The following is a 26,178-nucleotide window of genomic DNA, read 5'->3' on the forward strand; positions in this document are numbered from 1 at the left end:
CGACACCCTGCTGACGTGACCGAAGGGCACCACCGAACAGATCGGTGGTGCCCTTCGGCTGCTACTGCGTTACAGCGATCAGGCCTTCTTCGCGGCGGCCTTGCGCGCCGGTGCCTTCCGCGCCGTCGTCGCCCGCTTGGCGACAGCGGTGCGCGCGGGCGCCTTCTTGGCGGCGACCTTGCGGGCCGGGGCCTTCTTCGCGGCGACCTTGCGGACCGGGGCCTTCTTGGCCGCGACCTTGCGGGCCGGTGCCTTCTTGGCGGCGACCTTCTTCGCGGGAGCCTTCTTCGCGACGGTCCTCTTCGCCGGCGCCTTCTTGGCCACGGTCTTCTTGGCCGGGGCCTTCTTCGCAACGGTCTTCTTCGCGACCGTCTTCTTCGCCGGGGCCTTCTTGGCGACCGTCTTCTTCGCGGTCACCTTCTTGGCCGGGGCCTTCTTCGCAACCGTCTTCTTGGCGGTCACCTTCTTCGCCGGCGCCTTCTTGGCCACGGTCTTCTTGGCGACCGTCTTCTTCGCCGGCGTCTTCTTCGCGGCGACCTTCTTGGCCGGTGCCTTCTTCGCCGCTGTCACCTTCTTCGCCGTCGTCTTCTTCGCAGCGGTGACCTTGCGTGCGGTCGTCGTCTTCGCTGCACTGGCCTTCTTGGCGACGGTCTTCTTGGCGGGAGAAGCCTTTTTGGCTGTCGCCTTCCCTGCGGCTGCCTTTGTGGCTGGCACTCTGCCTCCTTGGTGCGCTGAGGAAAACCACGGTGGATTCCTCGTCGTCCTGATGATGACAACACTTGTGCCATTCGTAAAGCACCCGAAAGGTCTGCACGTTAAGGCGTCCCGGGCACCGTCAACGGCGAAATGTCCGGAAACCCTTGCAGAGTTGGGTTTTCACGGTGGCAGTAGGCTGCCGAACAGCGGCAAAGAAATGTTGGCGACACGCGCGTAGAGTTGCCACCGAAGTGCCGATTCGTCGTGCTTTCGGCGCAGTGTTGTCATCGGCAACGTCTGCTCGACCGGCCTGTGAAGAGGGGTGCGAACACATGCGGGACGACCTCGGAACGGTGGTCGACGTACCGTCGCGAGTGCGTCGGGTGGTCAGCATCGTGCCGTCTTTGACGGAGGCGATCGCGACCACGCACGCAACACTTCTGGTCGGTGCGACGGACTGGTGCACGCATCCCGCGGACCTCGACGTGACCCGCGTTCGCGGTACCAAGAATCCTGATCTCGAGCTCATTCGCGAGCTCGCGCCGGACGTCGTCATCGCGAATGAAGAAGAGAATCGGGCGGCCGATCTCGACGCGTTGCGAACTGCCGGACTCACCGTCTGGGTGACCGCGCCGACGACCGTCGGGCAATCGCTGAACTCGCTCGAGCGAATGCTCGGCGCGGTCATCGGTGAAGTGCCGGAGTGGCTCACGCGAGCGCGCGAAGTGTGGCGCACGCCGTACGCCGGACCGCGCCGGCGAGCCCTCATTCCGATCTGGCGGCGGCCGTGGATGGCGTTGGGCCGGGACACGTTCGCGGGTGATCTCTTGCAAAGACTCGGGGTCGACAATGTGCTCGCGGAATCACCGGAGCGTTATCCGAAGATCGACTTGGCGGGCGTACCGGAGTACGACCTGGTGGTGCTTCCCGATGAGCCTTATGCGTTCTCGTCCGAGGACGGACCGGAGGCATTCGAACGGCCCGCCTATCCCGTGAGCGGGCGGCATCTGACCTGGTACGGACCGTCACTGGTCGAGGCGCGGGCGCTGCTCACCGAACAACTGGCGTGACGTGCGACACGATTGCTGAGTTCTCAGGTAGACGGTTAGGAAAGCCTCACCTACGCTTACCGCGTGCCGTCCATGACCGCGAAGAAGAAGTGCTGCAAGGACAAGCCGAGGTGCAAGAAGTGCCCGGTGGTCCTCAAGCGGCTCAGTGACGCAGGCTGCGCCGAGCGCCTCGACCTGCGGCACTACATCGTGGACAAGAAGCTCCCGAAGAAGGTCCTGAAGGCCGCTCGCGCCCGCTGAGCGCCCGCGCCGGCCGGGCGTGGCTCAGGATGCCTCGCGGTACCGGATCGCCTCCACCGCTCGCCGGAGCAGGTCGGGGATCGTCTCATGCGCGGCCTGGCCGGTCGCTTCGAGTTCGTCGGCGTGCCACCAGCCGTGCGCGCTGATCGTCTCCAGCTCGAGCTGCTCCTGGTTCGCGAAGCTCACCTCGACCGCGTCGACGCCGACCGCGAAGAACGTCTGGTGCTGGATGATCGGGCAGCCGCCCCACTCGAACTCGATCGTGTTCGTCGCCACCGGCGCACCGAGCTGCTCGGCCGGCCAGACGATGCCGACCTCCTCGCGCAGTTCGCGGATGCCGGCCTGCTCGACCGTCTCGCCAGCCTCGACGCCGCCGCCGATCGTGAACCAGTACGGCGTCTGCGGTTTCAGCGGATCCCAGCCGTGCAGCAGCAACACCTTGCCGTCCGGGCGGACAGGCAGGACGCGGGCCGTCGTACGCCGGACGACGGTGCCGGGCGGTGGCAGGCGGGATTCGGTCACACCTCAAAACGCTAGACGACACAGCCGGTACCACGACGCGTCGCGCGGCGCGTCTCGCTGCGCCGTCCCGAATGCGGGCATCGGGCAACGGCTGTTGAGTCGTGGTGAGAGCATCGAAACATGACTGCACGCATCGGCCTCGGACTCGCTGCTCTCGGGCGGCCGGGGTACATCAATCTCGGGCACGACCAGGACCTTCCGCGCGGACGTGAGGTCGACGATCTACGGCGGCTCACGCACGAGTTGCTGGAGCAGGCGTGGAAGGCCGGCGTCCGGTACTTCGACGCCGCGCGCTCGTATGGTTTGGCCGAGTCGTTCCTGGGGGAGTGGCTCACACCCGAGCGACGCAGCCAGCTCACCATCGGATCGAAGTGGGGCTACACCTACGTCGCCGATTGGAAGCATGATGCGGACACCCATGAGGTGAAGGACCACTCGCTCGGCACCTTCGAGCGGCAGTGGCCCGAGACGCTGCGCGCACTCGGCAGCCCGCCCGACTTCTACCTCGTGCACAGCCTCACGTCCGACAGTCCCGCGCTGGACGACCCGAAGCTCCTCGACCGCCTCCGCGAGCTCGCGGACACCGGCGTACGCGTAGGCCTCTCGACCAGCGGCCCACGCCAAGCCGAGACGTTGCGCAAGGCACTGTCCTCGAACACCCCGTTCACTGCGGTCCAGTCCACTTGGAACGTGCTCGAGCGATCAGCCGGTCCCGCGTTGGCGGAGGCGCATGACGCGGGCTGGTTCGTGGTGGTGAAGGAAGCGGTCGCCAACGGCCGCCTCACGGCGAAGGCCGGCGAAACCCCTTTCAACGTCTTCGCCGAGAAGCACGGCGTAGCCCCCGACGCCCTGGCCATCGGCGCCGCGGCGGCCCAGCCCTGGGCCGACATCGTCCTCAGCGGCGCGACAACCCCCGAACAACTCGAGAGCAACCTCGCGCCCGTAGTACAAGGGCCCCTGGACGAGTTCGTCCAAGAGCCCTACGAGTACTGGTCAGAGCGTTCGGCGCTGCCCTGGATCTAGAAGGTGTGCTCGTCGCTGGGGAAGGTGCCGCCGGTGACGTCGGCGGCGAAGGCGGTGGCGGCGTTGGTGAGGATGCCTCGGAGGTCGGCGTACTGCTTGACGAAGCGGGGCATCTGGCCGGCGCGCATGCCGGCCATGTCCTGCCAGACGAGGACCTGGGCGTCGGTGTCGCGGCCGGCGCCGATGCCGATGGTCGGGATCGGGATGCGCTTGGTGATCTCCGCGGAGACATCGCCGGGGACCATCTCCAGGACAACGGAGAACGCACCGGCCTCGGCCAGGGCGACGGCGTCGTCGATGAGGCCGGCTGCTTGGTCGCCGCGGCCTTGGACGCGGTAGCCGCCGATCGTGTGCTCGCTCTGCGGTGTGAAGCCGATGTGCGCCATCACGGGGATGCCGGACTGGGTGAGCTTCTCCACGGCCGGCACCATGTTGCGCCCGCCCTCCAGCTTCACCGCGTGCACGCCCGCTTCCTTCATGAACCGGACAGCAGTGTGGAAGGCCTGCTCGGGCGATGCCTGGTACGAACCGAACGGCAGGTCGGCGACGACCAGCGCCCGCTCGACGGCACCCGCGACCGCGCGCGACAACGGGATCAACTCGTCGACAGTCACGCGCAGGGTCGACTCGTAGCCGAAGACGTTGTTCGCGGCGGAGTCACCGACCAGCAGCACGGGGATGCCGGCCTGGTCGAAGATCTCGGCGGTGTACTGGTCGTAGGCGGTCAGCATCGCCCACTTCTCGCCGCGGTTCTTCATGTCCCGTAGGTGATGGATCCGGTAGCGCCGCGGCCGCTTGCTCGCGTCTGCCGGTGTACTGCCGCCAGCCGACCCGAGTGCAGCGCTACCGGCGTTGCCACCGAGGCTGTTGCTCACAGCGGCCGGCTTGGCCGCGTCCTTCGGCGTACTGGTCTCTGCAGCCGGCTCAGCTGTCGCAGGCGATGCACCTGCGCGACGAGCACGGTGTGAGCTCACAGGTGCCTCCGGTACCTGGCTAGGCGCATCCTGCTGTACGTCGGCCCGTCGCCGCGCTCCCGCGGGTCGCGGAGGGGTCTCCGCCTTGATCACCGGCAGAGCATCGGTGGAGGTCGGTGCAGCACTCAAGGGCGCATTGCTCTCGTACTCGGCGGATGGATCAGACGGATAGCCATTGGCAGAAGTAGACGCATTGGCCGGCGGTCCCGACGTGGGTGCCGGTGCAGCGCCTGTCCAGCCAGTAGATCCTTGCCCGGCCCGGTTGCCCGGGTCTTGGCCAGCGGCCGCGTTGCGACCTGCAGCAGGACCGTTGTGTGGGGGAGTGCCCAGTGCTCCGGTCGTACCGTTCGAGCTGGCGTTGCCGGGAGACCGCAGACCGTTGGCGCCCGGTCCGGCCGGGTTCGCCGGCAGGCCGTTGGCACTCGGTCCCCGCGACTCTGGACCAGCCTGCGTCCAGTTGGCGCTTCCACCGTTGGCCGCCGGCCCGCGCGACTCGGGACCGGCTTGGGTCCATCCGTTGCTCGCGGCCGAGCCGTTGGAGGAGTGGGGTGTTAGGCCGTTGCTACCCGGGCCGAGCGGCGAGCCATTGCCCGGTACTCCGGGACGCGACGGCGCGGGTCCAGCCGGCCCACCAAGGGCCGGGCCGGGCGGAGTACCGAGAGGACCCGACGGTGTGCCGAGGGGGCCGGTCGCAGCGCCGATGCCGGGGGCTGCTTGTCCAGGGCGGGACGGCGGGGGAGCACTGGTGCCGTTGCGGCCGGGTCCGAACGGCGGCTGTCCTTGCTGGGCACCGGGCGGCTGCTGCCGGAACGGGCTCTGCTCGGGGTACCCACGGTCCGGGTACCGCTCCTGCTGCTGCCGCTCCAACGCCTGCCGCTCCTGCGCCGCCCGCTCTTGGCCGGCTCGTTCCTGCGCGGCTGCACGTTCCTGCGCCGCACGTTCCTGTACTGCCCGCTCTTGTACTGCTCGCTCCTGAGTCACTCGCTCTGCCGCCGCCCGCTCTTGTGCAGCGCGCTCAGCCGCAGCTCGTTCCTGTGCCACCCGCTCGGCTGTGGCTCGTTCTTGTGCCACTCGCTCGGCCGTTGCCCGTTCTTGCGCAGCCCGCTCAGCTGCAGCGCGTTCAGCAGCAGCGCGATCCTGGGGCGGCCGGTCCTGGTACGGCGGTCGGGGTGCGAAGGGCGACCCCGGCTCGAACCCACCAGGCTCCTGGTACGTGTCCCGCTCGCCCCAGCCCGGCGCGCCACCGTACGACGGCGACTCCGCCTGCTGCGGATAGCCGCCGGCCGGGTAGTCGCGCTCCGGCAGGAACGGCGGCTTCGGCACATACGGCTGCTGCGGCACCGGCCCACGCTCGTACGACCTCGGGGCGTTCGGCAGCGACGGCGCAGGGTCGAGCCCGTCCAGCGCGGTCGAACGCTCGCGCCAGCCGCCGTCGCCGGAGCCTCCGGCGTAGCCATAGTCCGAGCGGTGCTGATCCTCGGTTGTCCGGTTCTTCGGTCCGGTCCCGTACGGCGCCGGCAGCTCGTCGTCGGCGTCGCCGTTGGTACCGGCCGACATGAAGTTGTCAACCATAGGCTCATCGTCCCACCGTTGCGCAGGGTGAGCGCTACCGGCCGATGCTGAGGGATCGCTCACACCTGACGCGTCAGGCTTCCGGCGTTCGGGCACGCTGAAGGAATCAGCCTGCTCGGGATCCTCGGGCGGAAAGAACGGGCTGTCGTTGAAAGGGCGGTTTCGCCACGAACCACTCAGGTCTCTGTCGCCTTCCTCGCGTCCTCACGCCAAGCGTTGGTGATCGGTAGTCGCCGATCCCGGCCGAAGGCTTTATGGGTGATCTTCGGACCCGGAGGATACTGCCGCCGCTTGTACTCCGCTTTGTCGACCAGCTGAATAACCTTGCTGACCAGCTCGGTGTCGAAGCCCGCCGCCACCAGTTCCGCCGTACCCCGGTCCTGTTCGACGTAGTCGTCGAGCATGTCGTCCAGCAGGTCGTACGGCGGCAGCGAGTCGGTGTCCTTCTGGCCCGGCCGGAGCTCGGCCGACGGTGGCTTGGCGATCGCGTTCTCCGGGATCGGCGGCTGCTGCCCGCGCTCCTTGGCATCCGCGTTGCGCCACTTCGCCAGCCGCCAGACGACCGTCTTCGGCACGTCCTTCAGCGGCGCGTAGCCACCGACCGCGTCGCCGTAGATCGTCGAGTAGCCGACGGACAGTTCGGATTTGTTGCCGCAGGCAAGTACTAGGTGGCCGTCGGCGTTCGACAGGCCCATCCAGATCACCGCGCGAACACGCGCCTGCAGGTTCTCCTCGGCCAGCCCGGTCAGCCCGAGCGTGTCCAGGAACGGCTGCACCATCGGCTGGATCGGCACCACCCGGTAGTTCAGCCCGGTCCGCGCGGCCAGCTCGGCGGCATCGTCCTTGGAGCCTTCGCTGGAGTAGACGCTCGGGTTGGAGATGCCGAAGACGTTCTTGGCGCCGATCGCGTCGCAAGCGATCGCGGCGACCAGCGACGAGTCGATGCCGCCGGACAGCCCGAGCAGTACCGACTTGAAGCCGTTCTTCTGCACGTAGTCGCGCAGGCCGAGCACGACAGCGCCGTACATCTCCGCCTCGTCCGACAGTCGCGGTGCCAGCGCCGACGCGATCGGTTCGTACTGCGCCAGCGGCTCCTCGTGCAGCACCGTGTGCTCGATCCGGATGCCCTCATGCTCGCCACCCGGCGTCCCGGTCGGTGCCGGCAGGTCGAGGTCGACGACCATGCTGCCCTGCTCGAACTGCGGCGCCCGCGCGAACACCTTGCCCTCGGCATCGGCGATCAGCGAGTCACCGTCGAACACCAGCTCGTCCTGCCCGCCGACGAGGTTCACGTACGCGAGCGAACAACCGGCCTCGCGGGCTCGCCGGGTGACGAGCTCACCACGGACGTCGTCCTTGTTGGCCTCGTACGGCGAACTGTTGATGACGAGCAGCAGGCCCGCGCCCGCGGCCCGGGTCGCGGCGACCGGGCCGCCGTCCTGCCAGAGGTCCTCGCAGATCACCAGCGCGACATCGACGCCGTGGATCCGGATCACCTGCAGGCTGTCGCCCGGGACGAAGTGCCGGAACTCGTCGAAGACGCCGTAGTTGGGCAGGTGGTGCTTGACCGCCGACGTGACCACCTCGCCGCGATGCAGCACCGCGGCCGAGTTCGTCGGCGAACCCTTCGGGCGGCCGAGCCGGTCGACGCCCATCGCAGTACCGGAAGCGCGGTCGAGGTAGCCGACGACGACCACGATCTCGCCGAGACCTTCCTCGGCGAGCCGCTGAGCGAGGCTCTTGATCTTGGCCTGCGAGGCATCGACGAACGATGCGCGCAGAGCCAGATCCTCGACCGGATAACCGGTCAGCGCGAGCTCCGGGAAGGCCACCACATGGGCGCCCCGCTCAACGGCGTTCCGGGTCCAGGTGACGACTTTCTCGGCATTGCCGTCGACATCACCGACCGTCACGTTGAGCTGAGCGAGAGCAACCCGAAGCTGAGGCACTGCAGCACCCTACTGGTTACCCGTGCCCCGGCCACCGACCTGCCCGAAGAAGTTGGCCGGACTTTACGGAAGGTCCTCGGGTTCGATCGCCGCGGTGTAGGTGGTGATGGTGGTCAGGTAGCCCTGGGTGAATTCGTAGATGTCGCAGGAGCGGACGAAGGACGAGTTCCATCTGGCGTCGACGTACTTGGCGACGGTATCGATGGCGACGGCGTCCGGGCCGACGACTGTTTTGAAGCGGAGGAACTGGGTGGTGGTCCGCTCCAGCTGGCCGAGCGACTGCTCGCAGGCGGCCTGGACCTGCTCGGTCCCCTCGAGTCGCGCGGCACCTACCAGGGTCCACTCGACCTGCGGGTGCAGGAACTCATAGATCTCCCGGAACCGATGGCTGGAGAACGCCTCAGCCACCTGCTGAATCGTCGGCATCCGCCGATGTTAGTCCTTCAGAAAGTCCAGCACCCGGCTCTTCAGGAGGGTCGCCGCGGTCTCGTCGTAGTCCGGCAGCGAGCTGTCGGTGAAGAGGTGTCCCTTGCCGGGGTAAAGGAAGAGTTCGGCATCGGACGTAGAAGCGACCAGGGCGTTCGCCGAGGTGAGGTCTCCGTCCTCTTCGATGAAGAAGGGGTCCTCCTCCATCGCGTGCACCTGAACGGGAACACCCGCAGGCCAGCTCTCGCCGAACTCAGAGACCGGGATGCAGCCGTGCAGCAAGAGTGCACCCCGAGCCGCGGTGCTCGTCTGGGCCAGTTGCTGGGCAGCCATCACCCCGAGGGAGAAGCCCGCAAAGACCAGTCCGTTGCCCAGTTCGCCTTCGCCGAGTTTCTCGCCGGCGGCGACCGCGCGATCCTTCACCACCCCGAACCCGGTCTGCCGCGCGTAGTCGAGCCCCTCGTCGAGGGTGCCGAAGACCTTGCCTTCGTAGGAGTCGGGAAGGTGCACGGTGTGGCCGGCCTCGCGCAGTGTCTCGGCGAAGGCCCGGACCCCGTCGGTCAGTCCCTGGGCGTGGTGGAACAGCACTACCTCAGCCATCGCGAACCTCTCAGGAGATGAATGATCCAAGAATGTCGAACGTTCTGCGATGTTAGTCTGATCCGACCATGACAAGCAATCCCCAGGTACCGGACTACGAGCTCGAGGACACCCTCGAGCTCACGACGGCCGAGCAGGTCAAGGCGATCAGCGACCCGCTCCGGACGTCGATCATCCAGTTGCTGCACGAGCGCGCCGCGACGGTGACCGAGCTGGCCGCCGCGGTGAAGCGCCCGAAGAGCACGGTCGCGCACCACGTCAACGTGCTCGCCGACGCCGGGCTGCTGAAGGTCGTCCGGACCCGCCGGGTGCGGGCGATCGAGGAACGGTTCTACGGCCGCGCCGCCCGGGTGTTCTTCTACGAGATGGGCCGGACCGGGGCGCTGGACTTCAACGACTTCGAGGTCGCGGCGAAGGAGTCGGTCACCGCGTTCGAGGCCGGCCAGCTGCGCTCCTTCATCCGGCACGCCCGGGTTCCCGACGAGCGGATCGGGGAGTTCTGGGGACGGGTGCACGAGTTGATCCAGGAGTTCGACAAGCTGCCGCGGTCCGGCGATACGACGTACGGGTTCGTCGTCGGCGCCTACCCGGTGACCGACTATCCAACGCTGCCACCACAGGCCGGCGACGCGGACTGAGTCAGTCGAAGGAACGACGACCCGAACACCGCCTTGGTGTGTAATGGCGGGCGTGGTGACGAAGGAACGTACTGGGGATGTCCGGCTGGGGACGGTGGGCAAGGCCGTCAGGGTCGTCGTCGCGCTGGTCGGGATCGGCTTGCTGATCAACGGGTCGGTGCGGGCGAGTGACGACGCCTGGCCGTTCGGGCCGATGTCGCAGTACGCCGGATCGGTCGCCGACGACGCGTCGATCACCTACACCCGGATCAGCGCGCAGACCGACGCCGGTACGACGGTCGACGTACCGCTCAACATCGAGGGCGCCGGCGTCGCAAGGGCCGAGATCGAGGCGCGTACCGGCGAGATCGTGAAGGACCCATCGTTGCTGCAGTCCGTCGCGGACGGCTGGGCCCGCAAGCACCCGGACAAGCCCAAGTACGTGAAGCTCGAACTGATCCGCGACACGACCACGCTGGTCAAGGGCCGGGTCGAGGGCGACCCGGTCCCCGAGGTCCTGGCGACCTGGCAGGTGCGGAAGTGAACAAGGTAGCCAACTGGTTCACGCCGACCATCGCTCTCGCGCGGATCGCGTGGTTGCGGACGATCCTCTACCTGTTCGTCATCCTCGACATGCATGCCTTCGTCCGCGACACCCGCCTCAAGGGCGAGCATCCCGGCCTCTACCAGCCGCTGCTGCTGGCCCGGCTCCTCGACCTCCCGAAGCCGTCCGTCGCGAACACCACCACCCTGTACTTCGTACTGATCGTGTTCTGCCTGATCGGCGCGACCAACCGGCTCCCGAGTCTGGCCGGCTGGATCGTCGCGCCGGCCTTCACCTGGTGGGTGCTGATCGGGATGAGCGACGGCAAGGTCGACCACGACCACCTCGCGCTCGTCGTCGCGCTCTGGGTGATGCCGACCGTCGCCCCAGCCGTCAAAGGCTGGAACACCAAGTGGCGCCGCGACGTCTCGCCGTACGCCGACCAGACCCGGTCGGAGGCAGCCGGCTGGGCGATCCGCTGCGTCCAGATCGCGGTCATCGCGACGTACTTCCTCTCCGCGATCGCCAAGCTGCGCGGCGCCGGCTGGACGCTGGCCTGGCCGGGCAGCGCGATCCTGACCTGGGCGATCGTGCGTCGCCCGCATCCGGTCGGGGAGTGGCTGCTGCACCATCCGTGGATGCTGCACGTGATGCAGTGGGTCGGCATCATCGGGGAGTTCTGCTCGCCGGTCATCCTCTGGCTCAAGGGCCGGTGGCAACTGATGGGCGCGCTGTTCTTCCTCGGCTTCCACGTCGCGAACACCGCGATCCTGCTGATCCACTTCCTGCCGACCGTGGTCTGCTGGCTGGCGTTCGCTCCGCTGGAGCGGGTCGTGCCCTGGTTCCAGGAGCGCCGATCCAGGGTCAGGTCAGACAGCCACGCCGGAGAGGCCGAACACCAGGCCGAAGAGAGCCGGCAGGCCGAGCAGCAGGCTGGCGCGTAGCCGGAAGCGGCGGCCGCCAGGTCCCGGCGTACGGACGACGCGGGACAGTACTGCACCGGCATACCCGAAGATCAGCGCGGCGAACAGGATCTGCTTGGTCGGCAGACCGGCGTCGGCGTGCGTCAGGCCGAGCGTGACGAGCCCGGGGCAGCAGAAAGCGAACATCCCGAACCCGAGCTCCGGGATCGGCAGCCAGCGCCGTCCCAGCACATCCAGCTCGGCGGGACGGCGACGCTGGACCGACCGGATGAACCGGCCCGTGCTGAGCAGCAAGTCGGCCGCACAGAGGATCGCAGCTATCACCAGCGCCGCATGGAAGATCGTCTGCACCAGAGGAGACTAGAGCCTCACGGCGTTTCGTGGGGAGGAAGGGCGCACGCGGGCGTGCCGCCGGGCATCTTCTCCCGGTTGTTCGCGATCAGCCGGTAGACGCCGGCCGCTACCCAGCGCACGGGTGGGAGCGTGATCATCACTCCGAGCGGTCGCCACCCACCGCCGCTGTGGATCAGCCAGCGCGCGAACGCCTGCGCGCCGCCGTGGACCGTGCCGGCCTGGTCCACCCACAAAACCTCGTACTGCGCCCGCTCGGTGGTCGTCCCGTACTCCGCCAGGTCGAGGAACTGCCACGGCTCGACCGGCACCGCGCCGCCGAGCCTGCGCTGCAGCCAGCGCGCGCTCGTCGTACAGAAGGCGCAGTCGCCGTCGAAGATCAGAATCGGGGTGGTCGGCACGCCACCAATCTACTGCGGGGGCGGATGCGCGCGATCTCTCCTCCAACACGTAACGTCTGCTTAACACGCCCGAGGCAGACTGTGTGAGGCCCTGGGATTCAGGCGTTTGAGAGACACGAGAGGTGGACTCGCCGATGGACAAGCAGCAGGAGTTCGTGCTGCGCGCGCTCGAGGAGCGCGACGTACGGTTCGTGCGGCTCTGGTTCACCGATGTGCTCGGGTTCCTGAAGTCGGTGGCGGTGGCGCCGGCCGAGCTGGAGGGCGCGTTCGCCGAGGGGATCGGGTTCGACGGTTCCGCGATCGAGGGCTTCGCCCGGGTGACCGAGGCGGACATGCTGGCCAAGCCGGACCCGTCGACGTTCCAGATCCTGCCCTGGCGGGGCGAGACGATGGGCACCGCGCGGATGTTCTGCGACATCAACATGCCCGACGGCTCGGCGTCCTTCGCCGACCCGCGGCACGTGCTGAAGCGGACCCTGTCGAAGGCGGCCGACCTCGGCTTCACCTTCTACACGCACCCCGAGATCGAGTTCTACCTGTTCAAGTCGCTGACCGGCGCGCCCGGCACGTACCCCGAACCGGTCGACTCGTCGGGCTACTTCGACCACACCCCGCAGGGCATCGGCAACGACTTCCGCCGCGAGGCGATCACGATGCTCGAGTCGATGGGCATCTCGGTCGAGTTCAGCCACCACGAGGGCGGCCCGGGCCAGCAGGAGATCGACCTGCGGTACGCCGACGCCCTGTCGACCGCCGACAACATCATGACGTTCCGGGTGGTGGTGAAGGAGGTCGCGCTGTCGCAGGGCATCTACGCGTCCTTCATGCCGAAGCCGCTGAGCGAGCACCCCGGCTCGGGCATGCACACCCACATGTCGCTGTTCGAGGGTGACCGGAACGCGTTCTTCGAGGGCGGCGCGCAGTACCAGCTGTCCAAGACCGGGCGCGCGTTCATCGCCGGGCTGCTGCACCACGCGGCCGAGATCACCGCGGTGACGAACCAGTGGGTGAACTCGTACAAGCGGCTCGCCGTCGGCGACGAGGCACCCTCGTTCATCTCCTGGGGTCACAACAACCGCTCCGCGCTGGTCCGGGTGCCGATGTACAAGCCGCACAAGGGCCAGTCCTCGCGGGTCGAGTTCCGGTCGCTGGACTCGGCGGCGAACCCGTACCTCGCGTTCGCGCTGATGCTCGCCGCCGGCCTCAAGGGCATCGAGGAAGGCTACGAGCTACCGCGCGAGGTCGAGGAGGACGTCTGGTCCCTGACCAGCCGCGAACGCAAGGCGCTGGGCATCAAGCCGCTGCCGAGCAGCCTCGCCGAAGCGATCTCGGTGATGGAGGACAGCGAACTCGTCGCCGAGACCCTCGGCGAGCACGTCTTCGACTTCTTCCTCCGCAACAAGCGGGTCGAATGGCAGGACTACCGCCGCCAGGTCACCCCGTTCGAACTGAACAAGCTGCTGCCAGTTCTCTGACTCCAGTTTCCTGAGGCGTCATCTATTGGTCGTCCGGGGCGCGTGTGATTGCGTTCCATGCGGCGATGGCTGGTTCTGTGCGGGTTGGTGCTGGCCTCCTTCGGTGCGGGGGCCGGCACCGCCGACGCACATGTGATCGCGTCGACGGGCTACTCGACCGTCACTCAAGATGGCTCCCGGGTCCAGTACCTGCTCAGCCTCGAGTACGCCGTACTGGCGCGAGCCGTCGATCTGGGCGTACCGGTCGAGGACGACGCGCAACGCGAGGAGGCTCTGGAGGCGGCCCGGCCCAAGCTCGCGGAGTACCTCGATGAGCGGGTCGTCGTCTCCCTCGACGGAGCCGCCTGCGAACCGGAGCTCACCGGTACGTCGGTCGCTGCGAGAGCTGGCAAGCCGTACGCCGATCTCGCGCTGACCTTCTCCTGCCCCGGCTCGACGGGCTCGTTCCACCTTCTGTACAAGGTGTTCCAGGACTCGGACGCGGTCGCCGACGATCACACCAACCTGGTCGAGTACCACTTCGCCGACCGCTCCGGGCGGACCGTCTTCGACCGCAGCCACCACGACTTCACCGTCGGCGACAACTCGATGATGACGTCGAGCCTGCAGTTCGGGCGGATGGGTGTGAAGCACATCCTGCTCGGCCTGGACCACGTGCTGTTCGTGATCGCCCTGATCATCGGCGCGCAGAGCTTCAAGAGCCTGCTGCAGGTCACCTCGACCTTCACCCTCGCGCACAGCGTCACGCTGATCTCCACGCTGCTGGGCGGACTCGACGTCCCGGCGATCGTGGTCGAGCCGCTGATCGCCTTGTCGATCGCCTTCGTCGCGCTGGAGAACCTGCTCGGCGCGACCCGCCACCGGCTGCCGGTGGTCTTCGGATTCGGTCTTCTGCACGGGCTCGGCTTCGCCGGGTCGTTGCGGATCACCGATGAGATCAGCGCGGACCTGCTGGTCTCGCTTCTCAGCTTCAACGTCGGGATCGAGACCGGCCAGGCGCTGCTGCTGGTCGCGGTCTTCCCGCTGCTCCTGCTGGTCCGCAAGAGCAGGTACGCGGTACCGGCGCAACGTACGGCGACCGGGGTCGTCGCCGCCTTCGGCCTCTTCTGGTTCGTAGAAAGGTTCTTCCTCTCATGACTCCCTCCGCCAAGCCCCGCCTGGGGCAATGGCACAAGCTCCTGTACGGAGCCACCGCCGGACTGGCCGTCCTCGTCGTCGGCGTACCGCTCACCGGTGTCATCGCCGGCGCGGTCGACGGGCCCAGCGCCACCATCTCCGGCACCGTCTTCGAGGACGAGGACAACGACGGCCGGATCGACAACCGCGAGAAGCCGCTGGCCGGCGTCAGCGTGTCCGACGGTCAGAAAGCCGTGCTCACCGACGCCGCCGGGCACTACTCGTTCGAGTCCGACGTCGAGCGGCGCACCACCGACCTGGTGTTCATCACCCAACCGGCGGGCTACGCGGTCGGTACCGACGCCACGATGCAGCCGACGTTCTACCGCAATCTCGGCGCGCTGGCCGCCGGTTCGGCGAAGGAGGTCAACTTCGGGCTGCGCAAGGACAAGAAATCGGCGTCCGGCGGATTCACCTTCGGCAATGTCGCCGACCCGCACGTGAATGCGCAGCTGCCCGAGCAGATCACCGAGATCAACACGACCCGTCAGGACCTCGCGTTCATCCAGGTCAGCGGTGACCTGACCAACAACGCGACCGACGCGGAATTCGACTACTACAAGGCGAGTACGGCGAACTCGAAGGTGCCGGTCTGGCCCGCCGTCGGCAATCACGAGTACGCCGCCGGCGCGACATACGCGGAACGGATCGACAACTACCGCAAACACGTCGGCCCGGAGTGGTACTCCTTCGACTACAGCGACCGGCATTTCCTGGTCCTGGAGAACAATGGCGCCGCGCCTTTCGCCGAGCAGCTCGAATGGGTCAAGGCCGACCTCGCGCAGAACGTGAAGAAGGGCAAGCACCTCGTCGTCCTGACGCACCAGCCGATGAATGTGCCGTTCGGATCGCCGTCGGTCTACGACGAGTACGGCAAGGTGCTGGAGCAGTACGGCGCCGAGCTGATCCTGGTCGGCCACGAGCACTCGAACGACGTCGAGCCGAACAGCTCCTTTGCCAAGACGGCGAAGCACATCCAGACGGTGTCGAGCTCGTACACGATCGACAACTCGCCGCGCGGCTTCCGGTTCGTCAACATGGACAACAAGTCCTTCGACAACCCGTTCCGGATCTACGGCGCGGAGAAGGACCTCACCATCGTCAGCCCGGCACCCGGTACCGCCGTACCGCTGGACAAGTTCCCGGGCATCCAGGTGAACGCCTACGACACCACCGACGCGCCAGTCAGCGCGCGGTACCGGGTCGACCGCGGGCACTGGTCGGATCTGCGCTCGACGGGTGAGTTCACCTGGTACGCCGCGTTGCCGGCCGGACTGAAGAAGCCGATCGGGCCGCATTCGGTCGAGGTCGAGGTGGAGGATGAGGACGGTGCTCGGTGGACCGCGACCTCGAACTTCACCTTCACGGCTGACAAGGCGATCGCTCCGGTGGCCGGCGCCGACTGGTCGCAGCATCACGGTGACGCGGCGCATGCCGGTGTCGCGGCGGACTCGATCGAGGCCGGCCAGCGGCTGGCGTGGTCGTACCGGACCAAGGGGACCTTCCTGACCGGCTCGCCCGCGATCGTCGACGGCGTCGTGTACGCCGGGACGCGGGACGAGAACGGTGAGGGCAACAGCGCTGTCCACGCGGTGTCGCAGGCGACCGGTCAGGTGCTGTGGACCTACCAGGTGCCGTCGTCCGTGCACGGCAGCATCGCTGTCTCTGATGGACTGGTTTATGTGCCGACCTTGCGTGGCTCGCTCTTCGCTCTGGACGCCAAGACCGGCGAGCTGAAGTGGCGCAACGATCCGGGGCCGGCGCCGGAGGGCAACAACCAGCGCACCTATGGGTACTACGGCGTGACGGTTGCTGACGGCAAGGTTCTGTTCCCGTACCAGACGCGCTTCGGCGAGGCGGCCAGCGGCATCGTGCTGGCGCTGGATGCCAAGACCGGGCAGCGGATCTGGGCCTCGCCGATGGCCGGCGCGACGATGAGCGACGGGACGCCGGCGGTGGCCGATGGTCGCGTCTATGTCGGCAACGAGGACGGCAGTCTGGTGATCGCCTATGACCTTGCCACCGGCAAGAAGTTGTGGACCGGCACGGATACGTTGGGCGGCTGGCAGGACGGCATTCCGTCGGCCGGTGGCGGCAAGGTGTTCATCGGGTCCAACAACGGGATCGTGGCACGTGACGGCGCGACCGGGGCGGTGTTGTGGAGCTACACGAGCTCGCATCCGTCGCTGGTCAGCAGCGGGGCTACTCCGTCGGCCGCCGCGTTGAAGGGGAACACGGTTTACATGTCCTTCCCGAGTGGGGCGGTCACGGCGTTGAACGCGACGACCGGTGCTGTCATCTGGGATCAGCTGCTGCCGGGTTCGACGTACCGGGGTGGCTCCTTCACCTCGCCTGCGCTGTCCGGCTCGACCTTGTTCGTCGGTGCGAACAGCGGTGGCTTCTATGCGCTCGACGCTGGCACCGGTCAGCCGTTGTGGCAGCAGAACCTCGGTACCTGGGTGTCGGCCGGTCCTGCGGTCAGCGGCAACACAGTCGTGGTCGGGGCGTTCGACGGCAACCTCTACGCCTTCACACCTGGCGGTACCACGGCTGCGCGCTGGCCGGTCGTCACGGGCAAGGTGACCAACAAGATCACCGGCGCGCCGGCAGCCAACACGACGGTCAGTGTCGTCCAGAACGGGTCGTCTGTCGGTACCAGCACTACTGATGCTGCTGGCAACTATCGCATCGGCCTGTCACAGGGGGCCGGCACGTACACGATCCAGGTCGCCCAGCTCGGCTACGGGACCGCCGCTCGCGAGGTTTCGGTTGTTGCCGGGGGAGCGGTCGAGGTCAACCTCGAAGTCTCACCGGTGACCGTCGACGCGAGTATCGGCAAGCGACTGCCCAACGGCTTGGTCGAGGGCGGCCCCGGCGACATCGTGATCGAGAACAAGCATCTGGCGCTGGCGATCGCCAAGGTCTACAACGACCCGCAACTGAACTTGTCCACCACGGGCAAGGTCCTCGACATGGCCATCACCGGGCAGCCCGACCAGCTCGACTGGATCAACCTGCCCTACGTCAGCACCGCGGAACCCCTGGGCGCCAACTCCTGGCAGCAACTCCAGACCCGCTCGAACGACGTACAAATCGTCGAGAACACCGGTTCCAAGGCGGTAGTCCGGGTGACCGGCACCTCCACCGAACACCCCGGCCTGAAGATCGTCACCACCTACACCGCAACCCCCGACGACCAGTACGTCACCGCCGCCACCACCTTCACCAACGACTCCCCGGCGGCCCTCTCCGTCTGGGCCGGCGACGCCCTGGACCACGACGGCGCCGGCTCCCGCTCCGCAGTCTCAGGCTTCCCAGTCATCACCAGCGGCGGCCCCTTCAGCCAGACCCCAAACGCAAACCGCTGGATAGCCCAAGCAGGCACGGGCCCCGACAACCAGACCTACGCCCTCATCTACACCACCGCCAGCGGCCCCTTCACCGGCTACTCCCAAAGCAACTTCACCATGTCCAAGTTCAAACTAGACATCCCCGCGGGCGGCGCCCACACCATCACCCGCAAACTGGTCGTCACCTCCAACGGAGGCGCCGCCGACAAATTCGCGGTACTGAACCAGATCCCCGCCGAGTAGGCAGTTTCTAGCTGGCACCGGCGCGTTCGTGCGAGCTCCAGCGGGCAGTTGCCGTGGAGTGGCGGTACGGCGCGTCGGTGTCGGCGGTTTTGATGGCAGTCAGGCCCGTGATGTCTATTTCCGGAGCCCGCTCGACTACTGCTGAGCCGTCGGGGGCGAGGGCGTGGACTTCTTCTACCGTGAGGAGGCCTACCGGGCGGGTGCCTTCGGTGATCATCACGATGTTGCCGGGGACTACTTGTTGGGCTCGGTGGCCCTTGGGGGGTACGAGGATGCCTTCGGCGGGGGTGCGCCAGGCGCCGGGGGCGAAGCGGCGCAGGGAGAGGCCTGCTTGGCCGTCTTCGGCTGACCTCGGTGGGAGGTAAGCGGTTGCTGTGTAGTCGTAGTCGTAGTCCGGCTCGGGCGGCCCGGACACTCGCCCACCCTGCTGGGGCGTCAACCAGACCACCGTGCCCCGGACAGCGAGCGACCCCGTCATCATGACCATAACGAGCCATCATGCCGACTACAGCCCGAATATGCCAGGCAACTCCGTGTGTTGACCGCAATCCCACCGCAACCCACCCGAGATCTACCCCGGCCCCGACCCCCGGCCCCGGCCCCGACCCCCGGCCCCTGGTCCCGGCCGCGACCCCCGGGCCCGGCCCCGGCCCCGGCACCTGGCCCCTCGCCCCGGCCTCAGGCGCCGCACATCGGCAGCAGCTGCCGGTGGCGCAACACGACGGCTGCGGTGGAGCGGTGGGGTCCGCACTAGGCTGGCGGGCGTGGCGGAGGTGCGGAGGGTTTCGGGTGCTGGACGGTTGGCGCGGGCTGGGTTTGCGGATTCGACGCGGGCCGGGCGGATGCTGGATCAGCTGGACGCGCTAGACGCGCTGAGCGGGCCGGACGAGCACAGCCCGATGGCGAGCGATCAGCTGATCGCGTCGCTGGGGGAGTCGGCCGACCCGGATCTCGCGCTGGCCGGGCTGCTCGGGATCGCCGAGTCGCTGCATGCCAACGGCTTCGATCTCGCCGCCTTCACGCGCTGTCTCGATATGGATCCCGACTTCCGCCGGCGGCTGGTCTTCGTGCTGGGTGCGAGTGAGGCGCTCGGCCGGCACTTGAGCGTGCATCCACGGCACTGGTACGACCTGGCAGACCCAGCGCTGGCCGCGTCCCGCCCGACGCCGGATGATGTCGCCGCATGCCTGGCGACCGCCGTCGATGCCGCCAACCCGGTCGATGCGCTGCGGGTGGAGTACAGGCGGTTGTTGCTCCGGCTGGCGTCGAGGGATCTCGCCGAAGGGCTGCTCGTCGACGAGACCGCCGCAGTACTGGCCGATCTCGCGGGCGGCGCGTTGGAGACGGCCCTGCGGATCGCGCGCAACGACTACTTCACCGCGCACCCCAAGGCGGCCGACTGCCGGCTCGCGATCGTTGCCATGGGCAAGTGTGGCGGCCGCGAGCTGAACTACGTGAGCGACGTCGACGTCCTGTTCGTCGCCGAGCCGCTGGAGGGCGAGCCCGAAGCGCCGGCTCTCAAGACGGCTACTGCTTTGGCGTCGGCGACGATGCGGATCTGCTCGGCTCATACCGCCGAGGGCACGCTGTGGCCGGTGGACGCCGCGCTGCGCCCGGAGGGCAAGGCCGGACCGCTGGTGCGGACGGTCGACAGCCACCTCGCGTACTACCAGCGTTGGGCCAAGACGTGGGAGTTCCAAGCGCTGCTGAAGGCGCGGCCGGTCGCGGGGGATGCCGAGCTCGGGGAGGAGTACGCCGCGAAGACCCGCGAGCTGGTCTGGTCGGCGGCTGATCGCGAAGGCTTCGTCGGTGACGTCCAGGCGATGCGCCGCCGCGTGGTCGACCACATCCCAGCGGCCGATGCGGATCGCCAGTTGAAGCTCGGTCCTGGCGGGCTGCGGGACGTGGAGTTCGCCGTCCAGCTGCTGCAGTTGGTGCATGGACGCAGCGACGAACCTGTCCGCAGCGGTACTACGTTGGTCGCGCTCGAGCAGTTGACCGCCTCGGGCTATGTGGGGCGTACCGACGGCGCAGTACTGGCCGATGCGTATCGGTTCCTGCGGTCGATGGAACACCGGATCCAGCTGTATCGGCTGCGGCGTACACATCAGGTCCCGGACGATGACGACGACCTGCGTCGCTTGGGGCGGTCGCTGGGATTCACCAAGAACCCGATCGACGATCTGACGGCGGCCTGGAAGAAGCACGGGCTCGAAGTACGGCGGTTGCACGAGAAGCTCTTCTACCGGCCGTTGCTCGCCGCCGTTGCGCGGATTCCTGGTGGCGAGGTGCGGCTGACCCCAGAGGCTGCCAAGCAGCGGCTGACCGCGCTCGGGTACGCCGATCCGGGGTCGGCGTTGCGGCACATCGAGGCGTTGTCGGAGGGGGTGTCGCGGCGGTCGTCGATCCAGCGTGCCTTGCTGCCGGCGATGCTCGGATGGTTCGCCGAGTCGCCCGATCCCGATGCCGGGTTGCTGGCGTTCCGGACGATCTCGGATGCGTTGGGCTCGACACCTTGGTACTTGCGCCAGTTGCGGGACGAGGGCGCGTCCGCCGAGCGGTTGGCCCACTTGCTCGCCAGCGGGCGGTACGCGGTGGATCTGTTGCAGCGGGCGCCCGAGGCGACGGCGATGCTGGCGGACGAGCGGGAGTTGTCCCCGCGCTCCTCGGAGTCGTTGTTGACCGAGATGACCGCGGCCGGGCGGCGGCAGGATGAGCCCGAGGCTGCGGTGGCGGCGATTCGTGGGGCTCGGCGGCGGGAGCTGTTCCGGGTCGCGGCGGCGGATCTGTCCGGGTTGCTCGAGGTCGAGGCGGTCGGGGAGGCGTTGACGACGGTGTCGATGGCGACGCTGACGGCCGCGCTCGAGGTCGCTCGGCGGACGGTGGCGAAGGGGGAGCCGGAACCGACGCGGATGTCGATCGTCGCGATGGGGCGCTTCGGTGGGCATGAGCTGAGCTATGGCTCCGACGCGGACGTGATGTTCGTGCACGACCCGTTGCCGGGCGCCTCCGAGAAGGCGGCGACGGACTTCGCCACCCAGGCGGCGACTGAGCTGCGGCGATTGCTGGCGCTACCTGGTGCCGATCCGGCGGTGGCGATCGACGCCGACCTGCGGCCGGAGGGCCGGCAGGGGCCGTTGGTACGGACGCTTGCTTCCTATGCGTCGTACTACGCCCGCTGGTCGGCCGTCTGGGAGGCGCAGGCGTTGCTGCGGGCTGATCCGCTGTGTGGGGATCCCCAACTGTGCAGAGCGTTCCGTGAACTCATCGACCCGCTGCGCTACCCCGACGGCGGAATCTCCGAGCGTGACGTGATGGAGATCCGCCGGATCAAGGCGCGCGTGGACGCCGAGCGCCTACCTCGTGGTGCCGATCCCGCGACCCACACCAAGCTCGGTCGCGGCGGCCTGGCCGACATCGAGTGGACGGTGCAACTCCTGCAGATGCGTTACGCCCACCAGGTCGAGGGTCTGCGCACGACCCGCACCCTCGGTGCTCTGCGGGCAGCCGTCGACGTCGGCTTGGTCCAGCCGCCCGACGCCGACATCCTCAGCCGCGCCTGGGAAATGGCCACCCGGATCCGCAACGCGATCATGCTGGTCCGCGCCCGCCCCAGCGACTCCCTCCCCAGAGATCCCCGCGACCTGGCCGCCGTAGCCCAGATCTGCGGCTACAACGCCGGCGAGACCAGCCGCTTCTCCGACGACTACCTCCGCCGGACCCGCCAGGCCCGCAACGTCGTCGACCGCCTCTTCTGGGGCGACTGAACCAGCTCGAACCTCGCGCCGAGAAAGGCTTTGCTTGACAGGCAACCTTTTGGTTGCCTATTTTGTGGGGGTGGAACTGGTGTTCAAGGCCTTGGCGGACGGGCAGCGGCGGGGGCTGCTGGACGCGTTGCGCGAGCGGAACGGCCAGACGCTCGGGGAGTTGTGCGAGTTGCTGCCCGAGCTGACCCGGCAAGGAGTGACGAAGCACCTGCGGATCCTCGAGGACGCGGAGCTGGTGATCACTGTCAAGCGGGGGCGGAACAAGTACCACTACCTGAATCCGGTGCCGATCAACGAGATCGCCGAGCGATGGATCGGCAACTACGAACGCGACAAGCTGCGCGCGCTCAGTGCGCTGAAGGCAGCGTTGGAGGAGAAACCATGAGCAGTCCCGCGATGATCCACGTCACCTACATCGAGACCACGCCGGAGAAACTCTGGCAGGCGCTCACGTCTGGTGCATTCACCCAGCTGTACTGGTTCGGCCGCCGGATCGAGTCCGACTGGACGGTCGGCTCGCCGGTCCAGTTCTACGACAGCGCCGACGACAGCCTGACCGACTCCGGTGAAGTACTCGTCTACGACGAGCCGAAAACCCTCGCCTACACCTTCAAGAACGAGGTCGGCGAAGAGCAGGTCCCCGGGCGAGTCACCTTCACCATCACCCCGGCCGGAGACTCGGTGGTCAAGCTCCAAGTGGTGCACGACCAGATCTCTGAGGACACCGTAGAAGGCTGGCGGAACGGCTGGGGCCCCATCCTCGCCAACCTGAAGACCTACCTGGAAACCGGTCGCACGCTACAGATCGAATTCTGACCAATCGGCCGGCTCGCCTACGATTGGCGGGTGGAGACGGTGGAGCAGGTGCGGCAGGCGGGGGTGTTCAGTACCGTCCGGCGGAGTGTCCGGATGACGGTGGGGCAGCAGCGGGTCTGGGAGACCAACTGGGCGCAGCTGGGGCGGAAACTCGAAGACATTCCCGCCGGGCTGGTCGACCTGGGTGACTGGTTCGGGCGGGAAGCGCCTACCGTGCTCGAGATCGGGTCGGGGATGGGCGAGGGGACCTCGCAGCTGGCTCGGCAGGCTCCGCACGTCAACCACATCGCGGCCGAGGTGTATCCGGCAGGGCTCGGGCAGTTGATGTTGTGGGTGGAGAAGTACGAGCTCGACAACGTCCGGCTGCTGCACGGGGACGCGCTCGAGTTCCTGACCGACCACCTGCCGGCCGGGTCGCTGGCGGGGGTACGGGTGTTCTTCCCGGATCCGTGGCCGAAGAAGCGCCATCACAAGCGCCGTCTGATCACGCCGCCGTTCGTGAAGTTGCTCGCCTCCCGGCTGCAGCCGGGAGGAAGGTTGCATCTGGCAACGGACTGGCAGGACTACGCCGACGACATGCTGGCGATCTGCTCGGCGGAGCCGCAACTGGTCAACGAGTACGACGGCTGGGCGCCGCGCCCCGACTGGCGGCCGATCACCAAGTTCGAGTCACGCGCGCACGCCGAGGGCCGGAGCTGTCACGACCTGATGTTCACGAAGTCCGCGACGTGAAGTTCCAGTGACCTGACGGCACCGTGAACACGCAGTACCCGTCGGCAGCGACCGGCTCCGGCGCATAAGGCGCCGGTACCACCGTCACATCAGCCACAGCGTCAGCCGGCACGTGCACCTCGGCAGTAGCCCCAACAGGAACCTGTACTTCGAGTTGGAACACCCTCCCAACCCGCTTCCAACTCACAGACACCCGGCCGCGCACCGTATCCGTCCGCAACGAAGCCGAATCAACCCCCGCCCGACCGTCCGGCCGCACGAGAATCCGCTCCCACCCACCACCCAGATTCCGAAGCCCCGCCACGTTCTCCAGCAACCACTGCACCACCGTGCCCTGGAAGTAGTGATTGCGCGACCGGGTGTCCGTCTCCCACATCTCCCACATCGTGTCGGCGCCGTTGTCGATCCAGTACCCCCAGCTGGGATACGACCGCTGCAACGCAAGCTTCGCCGCCACGTCGCCATGGCCGAAAGCAGTCAGCACCGGGAGCAGTACGCCGACCCCGAGACACCCCGTGTTGAGATGGAACCCACGCGCCTCGATGTCCGCGACCAGATTCGCCACCACCGACGGAATCACCTCAGCGGGCACCATCCCGAAAGCGAGCGGCACCGCATTCGACGTCTGCCGATAATCCGGATCCGACGAGGTCCGGTAGATCCCGGCCGACCGATCGAGGAACGCCAGGTTCAGCCCATCAACGAGCTCCGAGGCAGCCTTCCGCAATCGATCGGCCTCGGCCGGCTTGCCCAGCAACTCGGCGATCTCGGCGACGGCGATGACGGCGCGATACAAATACGCGGTACCGGTCAGCCGCCGGTCCTCGGGTGGCGGGCCGTCCTGGTAGCCGGGCGGGAGCCAGTCGCCGAGGACGCTCAGCGACAGCCCGTCGGAGACCCTATCGAGTTCGTAGTCGACATAGCGGAGTACGGCGTCCCAGTGGTCGGCGAGCAGCCGGTCGTCGCCGTACCAGCGATGCATCTCGCGCAGGATGAACGGATAGACCGTCGACCACTCGGTCGCCGGAGCCAGCTCCGTGTAGCCCCAATCGCCCGTCGGCACGATGACAGGCAGCCGGCCGGTAGCGTCTTGGCTGTCGCGCAGGTCGCCGAGCCACTTGGTGAAGAAGCGCGCCATCCCGAGCGTGCCGGCCATCGTCGGCGCGCCGACCTGGGCGTCGCCGGTCCAGCCGTTCTTCTCCATCTTCGGGGTGTCGGTCGGGATGCCATGCAGGTTGTTGAGCACGGTCCGCCGCATCGCCTGCTCGAGCTGCTCGTAGAGCCGCTCGCTCGAACTGAACCGGCTGACCGCCGGCACGTCGGAATGCACCACCCGCATCGTCACCGAGTCGCGCGCCGGCACACCCGGGAAGCCTTCGAGCTGCACATACCGGAAACCCTTGTAGGAGAAGCGCGGCTCCCACTCCTCGACCCCGTCGCCCGAGGCGATGTACTCGTCGCGCTGGAACCGGTCCTCGTGCACATGCTGGTTCTCGGCGAAAACGGTGCCATCGGCAAGCAACCACTCACCGTGCGTGAGGCTGATCGTCGTACCGGCCGGAGCGGTCACTCGCAGCTTGGTCCACCCGGCCGTCGTCCGCCCGAAGTCGGCGATCCACACACCAGGTCGCGGCCGGGTGAAGGAGACCGGCGCGACGTCCTCGATCACCCGGATCGGCTCATACTCCTGAGCCCGTACCTCACCACGCGGCGCCGCCACGACGAGAGCCGCGCTCCACCCGGAGTCGTCGAACCCGGCGTCGTCCCAGCCCGCCGGATGCAGCCGAGCGTCGTACGTCTCGCCAGAGAACAACGAGTCCGACCGAGTCGGCCCATCGGCCACCCGCCACGCGTCGTCCGTGACGATCTCGGTCACGCTGCCGTCGGTGTGCTCGATCACCAGCCGCGCGAGCAGCCGCGGCTCGGCGGTCCATGGCGTCTGATGCCAGCGCCAGACGTTCGGCGTGGACAGCCCGAAGAAACCACGCCCGAGCTCAGCGCCGAGCACGTTGTCGCCGGCCCGCAGCAGCCCGGTCACGTCGTACGCGACCGACAGCACCGTCTCGTCGTAGTCGGTGAACCCAGGATCGAGCACCGAGTCACCCACACGCTGCCCGTTGATCCGCAGCTCCTGGTAGGCAAGCCCGCTGGCATAAAGCCGAGCGCTTCTGACGGGCTCAAGCGAGAAGCTCCGCCGCAGCAACGGCGCGGGCACATCTTCATCCCGCACTTCGGAGTCCCGCGCGCCGATCCACCGCGCATCCCCGAAACCCTCGTCGAGCAGCCCGGTCTCGAACCAGCTACCCGCACTCCAGCGCCCGCCCCGCTCCAGCCCGTCCCACAACCGGACAGCCCAGTGATAACGAGTCCGCGGCTCGAGCGCGGGACCGTCGTACAGGACACCGAAGCTCTTCGCGGAGGCGACCCGCCCGGAGTCCCAGACATCAGCCGTCTCCGGCGTCAGCAGCTCAGGTGTCGACGCGACCAGCACCTGGTACGCCGACTGCGTCGCGCCGTACCCCGGCGCGCTCGCGATCCACCCCAATCGGGGCCGGCTGACGTCGGTACCGAGCGGGCGGTCGGCGTACTCGGTGGTGAGCTTGGCCGCGGTCAACGGTCCACCAGGGGTCCAGCTCATCAGGCAAGCTCCTCACAAGGCGGGAAGGTCCCGGAGGACCGTATGCACCCGTCCGACCCCCGAGCAACAGCCA

23 protein-coding genes are annotated in these 26,178 nt (G+C 67.8%); 13 read left to right on the plus strand and 10 right to left on the minus strand.

The window, feature by feature from the left end:
• Positions 1-78 precede the first annotated feature (78 nt).
• Positions 79-714: a histone H1-like repetitive region-containing protein gene (locus AB0M15_RS12295; protein ID WP_363816837.1), complete on the minus strand. Its 636-nt coding sequence runs from the start codon at positions 712-714 to the stop codon at positions 79-81.
• A gap of 314 nt (positions 715-1,028) precedes the next feature.
• Here AB0M15_RS12295 and AB0M15_RS12300 point away from each other — a divergent pair, with 314 nt between their 5' ends.
• Both AB0M15_RS12300 and AB0M15_RS12305 read left to right on the plus strand, forming a co-directional pair.
• On the plus strand, positions 1,029-1,766 hold the full coding sequence (locus tag AB0M15_RS12300) for a helical backbone metal receptor (protein WP_363816839.1): 738 nt from the start codon (positions 1,029-1,031) through the stop codon (positions 1,764-1,766).
• 63 nt (positions 1,767-1,829) lie between these two features.
• Positions 1,830-2,006, plus strand: coding sequence for a hypothetical protein (locus AB0M15_RS12305; RefSeq protein WP_343981541.1), 177 nt, complete (start codon positions 1,830-1,832; stop codon positions 2,004-2,006).
• A 24-nt stretch (positions 2,007-2,030) separates the two neighbouring features.
• Here AB0M15_RS12305 and AB0M15_RS12310 read toward each other — a convergent pair whose 3' ends face one another.
• Positions 2,031-2,528 (minus strand): NUDIX domain-containing protein, encoded by a 498-nt coding sequence (locus AB0M15_RS12310; RefSeq protein ID WP_363816841.1) that lies wholly within the window; start codon positions 2,526-2,528, stop codon positions 2,031-2,033.
• A 120-nt stretch (positions 2,529-2,648) separates the two neighbouring features.
• Between AB0M15_RS12310 and AB0M15_RS12315 the strand changes: the two genes are divergently transcribed.
• A complete protein-coding gene (locus AB0M15_RS12315; RefSeq protein ID WP_363816843.1) occupies positions 2,649-3,551 on the plus strand; it encodes an aldo/keto reductase in 903 nt (300 codons plus the stop codon).
• On the opposite strand, the gene panB is transcribed toward AB0M15_RS12315, so the two are convergent.
• The 4 genes from panB to AB0M15_RS12335 all read right to left on the minus strand — a co-directional run bounded on the left by panB (position 3,548) and on the right by AB0M15_RS12335 (position 9,072).
• A complete protein-coding gene (gene panB, locus AB0M15_RS12320) occupies positions 3,548-4,426 on the minus strand; it encodes a 3-methyl-2-oxobutanoate hydroxymethyltransferase (RefSeq protein ID WP_363818416.1) in 879 nt (292 codons plus the stop codon). The genes AB0M15_RS12315 and panB overlap by 4 nt on opposite strands.
• Before the next feature lie 1,847 nt (positions 4,427-6,273).
• Positions 6,274-8,046, minus strand: a complete 1,773-nt coding sequence (locus tag AB0M15_RS12325) for an NAD+ synthase (RefSeq protein WP_363816845.1) — start codon at positions 8,044-8,046, stop codon at positions 6,274-6,276.
• A gap of 63 nt (positions 8,047-8,109) precedes the next feature.
• Positions 8,110-8,472 carry a nuclear transport factor 2 family protein gene (locus tag AB0M15_RS12330; protein ID WP_363816847.1) on the minus strand — a complete coding sequence of 121 codons (363 nt, stop codon included), beginning with the start codon at positions 8,470-8,472 and terminating at the stop codon, positions 8,110-8,112.
• Between the two features lie 9 nt (positions 8,473-8,481).
• On the minus strand, positions 8,482-9,072 hold the full coding sequence (locus AB0M15_RS12335; RefSeq protein WP_363816849.1) for a dienelactone hydrolase family protein: 591 nt from the start codon (positions 9,070-9,072) through the stop codon (positions 8,482-8,484).
• A 68-nt stretch (positions 9,073-9,140) separates the two neighbouring features.
• Here AB0M15_RS12335 and AB0M15_RS12340 point away from each other — a divergent pair, with 68 nt between their 5' ends.
• From AB0M15_RS12340 to AB0M15_RS12350, 3 genes are read left to right on the plus strand one after another with little or no spacing between them, the layout of a single operon-like run.
• Complete coding sequence (locus AB0M15_RS12340) at positions 9,141-9,710, plus strand: winged helix-turn-helix domain-containing protein (RefSeq protein ID WP_363816851.1); 570 nt, start codon at positions 9,141-9,143, stop codon at positions 9,708-9,710.
• Positions 9,711-9,753: 43 nt separating this feature from the next.
• Positions 9,754-10,233 carry a hypothetical protein gene (locus AB0M15_RS12345; protein ID WP_363816853.1) on the plus strand — a complete coding sequence of 160 codons (480 nt, stop codon included), beginning with the start codon at positions 9,754-9,756 and terminating at the stop codon, positions 10,231-10,233.
• Positions 10,230-11,177, plus strand: a complete 948-nt coding sequence (locus tag AB0M15_RS12350) for an HTTM domain-containing protein (RefSeq protein ID WP_363816855.1) — start codon at positions 10,230-10,232, stop codon at positions 11,175-11,177. The genes AB0M15_RS12345 and AB0M15_RS12350 overlap by 4 nt, the downstream gene beginning before the upstream one ends.
• On the opposite strand, the gene AB0M15_RS12355 is transcribed toward AB0M15_RS12350, so the two are convergent.
• Both AB0M15_RS12355 and AB0M15_RS12360 read right to left on the minus strand, forming a co-directional pair.
• Positions 11,103-11,507, minus strand: coding sequence for a hypothetical protein (locus tag AB0M15_RS12355; protein ID WP_363816857.1), 405 nt, complete (start codon positions 11,505-11,507; stop codon positions 11,103-11,105). The genes AB0M15_RS12350 and AB0M15_RS12355 overlap by 75 nt on opposite strands.
• 17 nt (positions 11,508-11,524) lie before the next feature.
• Complete coding sequence (locus tag AB0M15_RS12360; RefSeq protein ID WP_363816859.1) at positions 11,525-11,908, minus strand: DUF393 domain-containing protein; 384 nt, start codon at positions 11,906-11,908, stop codon at positions 11,525-11,527.
• 134 nt (positions 11,909-12,042) lie between these two features.
• On the opposite strand from AB0M15_RS12360, the gene glnA reads away from it, so the two are divergent.
• Genes glnA through AB0M15_RS12375 form a run of 3 tightly spaced genes read left to right on the plus strand, consistent with a single transcriptional unit; the run spans position 12,043 to position 18,152 of the window.
• On the plus strand, positions 12,043-13,383 hold the full coding sequence (gene glnA, locus AB0M15_RS12365) for a type I glutamate--ammonia ligase (protein WP_343981334.1): 1,341 nt from the start codon (positions 12,043-12,045) through the stop codon (positions 13,381-13,383).
• 57 nt (positions 13,384-13,440) lie between these two features.
• On the plus strand, positions 13,441-14,520 hold the full coding sequence (locus AB0M15_RS12370; protein WP_363816862.1) for a HupE/UreJ family protein: 1,080 nt from the start codon (positions 13,441-13,443) through the stop codon (positions 14,518-14,520).
• On the plus strand, positions 14,517-18,152 hold the full coding sequence (locus AB0M15_RS12375; RefSeq protein WP_363816864.1) for a PQQ-binding-like beta-propeller repeat protein: 3,636 nt from the start codon (positions 14,517-14,519) through the stop codon (positions 18,150-18,152). The genes AB0M15_RS12370 and AB0M15_RS12375 overlap by 4 nt, the downstream gene beginning before the upstream one ends.
• Positions 18,153-18,159: 7 nt before the next feature.
• On the opposite strand, the gene AB0M15_RS12380 is transcribed toward AB0M15_RS12375, so the two are convergent.
• Entirely contained in the window at positions 18,160-18,639 is a 480-nt protein-coding gene (locus tag AB0M15_RS12380) for a hypothetical protein (protein ID WP_363816866.1), read from the minus strand.
• Between the two features lie 286 nt (positions 18,640-18,925).
• Between AB0M15_RS12380 and AB0M15_RS12385 the strand changes: the two genes are divergently transcribed.
• The 4 genes from AB0M15_RS12385 to trmB all read left to right on the plus strand — a co-directional run bounded on the left by AB0M15_RS12385 (position 18,926) and on the right by trmB (position 23,467).
• The gene (locus AB0M15_RS12385) at positions 18,926-21,919 is read left to right on the plus strand and encodes a bifunctional [glutamine synthetase] adenylyltransferase/[glutamine synthetase]-adenylyl-L-tyrosine phosphorylase (protein ID WP_363818419.1); all 2,994 of its coding nucleotides are present in this window, start codon (positions 18,926-18,928) and stop codon (positions 21,917-21,919) included.
• Between the two features lie 70 nt (positions 21,920-21,989).
• On the plus strand, positions 21,990-22,304 hold the full coding sequence (locus AB0M15_RS12390; protein ID WP_363816868.1) for a helix-turn-helix domain-containing protein: 315 nt from the start codon (positions 21,990-21,992) through the stop codon (positions 22,302-22,304).
• Positions 22,301-22,735 (plus strand): SRPBCC family protein, encoded by a 435-nt coding sequence (locus tag AB0M15_RS12395; RefSeq protein WP_363816870.1) that lies wholly within the window; start codon positions 22,301-22,303, stop codon positions 22,733-22,735. The genes AB0M15_RS12390 and AB0M15_RS12395 overlap by 4 nt, the downstream gene beginning before the upstream one ends.
• A gap of 30 nt (positions 22,736-22,765) precedes the next feature.
• Complete coding sequence (gene trmB / locus AB0M15_RS12400; protein ID WP_363816872.1) at positions 22,766-23,467, plus strand: tRNA (guanosine(46)-N7)-methyltransferase TrmB; 702 nt, start codon at positions 22,766-22,768, stop codon at positions 23,465-23,467.
• On the opposite strand, the gene AB0M15_RS12405 is transcribed toward trmB, so the two are convergent.
• On the minus strand, positions 23,448-26,105 hold the full coding sequence (locus AB0M15_RS12405; protein ID WP_363816874.1) for a family 78 glycoside hydrolase catalytic domain: 2,658 nt from the start codon (positions 26,103-26,105) through the stop codon (positions 23,448-23,450). The genes trmB and AB0M15_RS12405 overlap by 20 nt on opposite strands.
• Between the last annotated feature and the right edge of the window lie 73 nt (positions 26,106-26,178).

It is taken from the genome of Kribbella sp. NPDC051718 (genome assembly GCF_040681515.1).
Classification (GTDB): domain Bacteria; phylum Actinomycetota; class Actinomycetes; order Propionibacteriales; family Kribbellaceae; genus Kribbella.

Coding starts and splice junctions, on each gene's coding strand:
- AB0M15_RS12300 (WP_363816839.1), top strand. CDS start 1,029: ATGCGGGACGACCTCGGAACGGTGGTCGACGTACCGTCGCGAGTGCGT.
- AB0M15_RS12315 (WP_363816843.1), top strand. CDS start 2,649: ATGACTGCACGCATCGGCCTCGGACTCGCTGCTCTCGGGCGGCCGGGG.
- AB0M15_RS12330 (WP_363816847.1), bottom strand. CDS start 8,472: ATGCCGACGATTCAGCAGGTGGCTGAGGCGTTCTCCAGCCATCGGTTC.
- AB0M15_RS12335 (WP_363816849.1), bottom strand. CDS start 9,072: ATGGCTGAGGTAGTGCTGTTCCACCACGCCCAGGGACTGACCGACGGG.
- AB0M15_RS12340 (WP_363816851.1), top strand. CDS start 9,141: ATGACAAGCAATCCCCAGGTACCGGACTACGAGCTCGAGGACACCCTC.
- AB0M15_RS12345 (WP_363816853.1), top strand. CDS start 9,754: ATGGCGGGCGTGGTGACGAAGGAACGTACTGGGGATGTCCGGCTGGGG.
- glnA (WP_343981334.1), top strand. CDS start 12,043: ATGGACAAGCAGCAGGAGTTCGTGCTGCGCGCGCTCGAGGAGCGCGAC.
- AB0M15_RS12370 (WP_363816862.1), top strand. CDS start 13,441: ATGCGGCGATGGCTGGTTCTGTGCGGGTTGGTGCTGGCCTCCTTCGGT.
- AB0M15_RS12375 (WP_363816864.1), top strand. CDS start 14,517: ATGACTCCCTCCGCCAAGCCCCGCCTGGGGCAATGGCACAAGCTCCTG.
- AB0M15_RS12380 (WP_363816866.1), bottom strand. CDS start 18,639: ATGGTCATGATGACGGGGTCGCTCGCTGTCCGGGGCACGGTGGTCTGG.
- AB0M15_RS12395 (WP_363816870.1), top strand. CDS start 22,301: ATGAGCAGTCCCGCGATGATCCACGTCACCTACATCGAGACCACGCCG.
- AB0M15_RS12405 (WP_363816874.1), bottom strand. CDS start 26,105: ATGAGCTGGACCCCTGGTGGACCGTTGACCGCGGCCAAGCTCACCACC.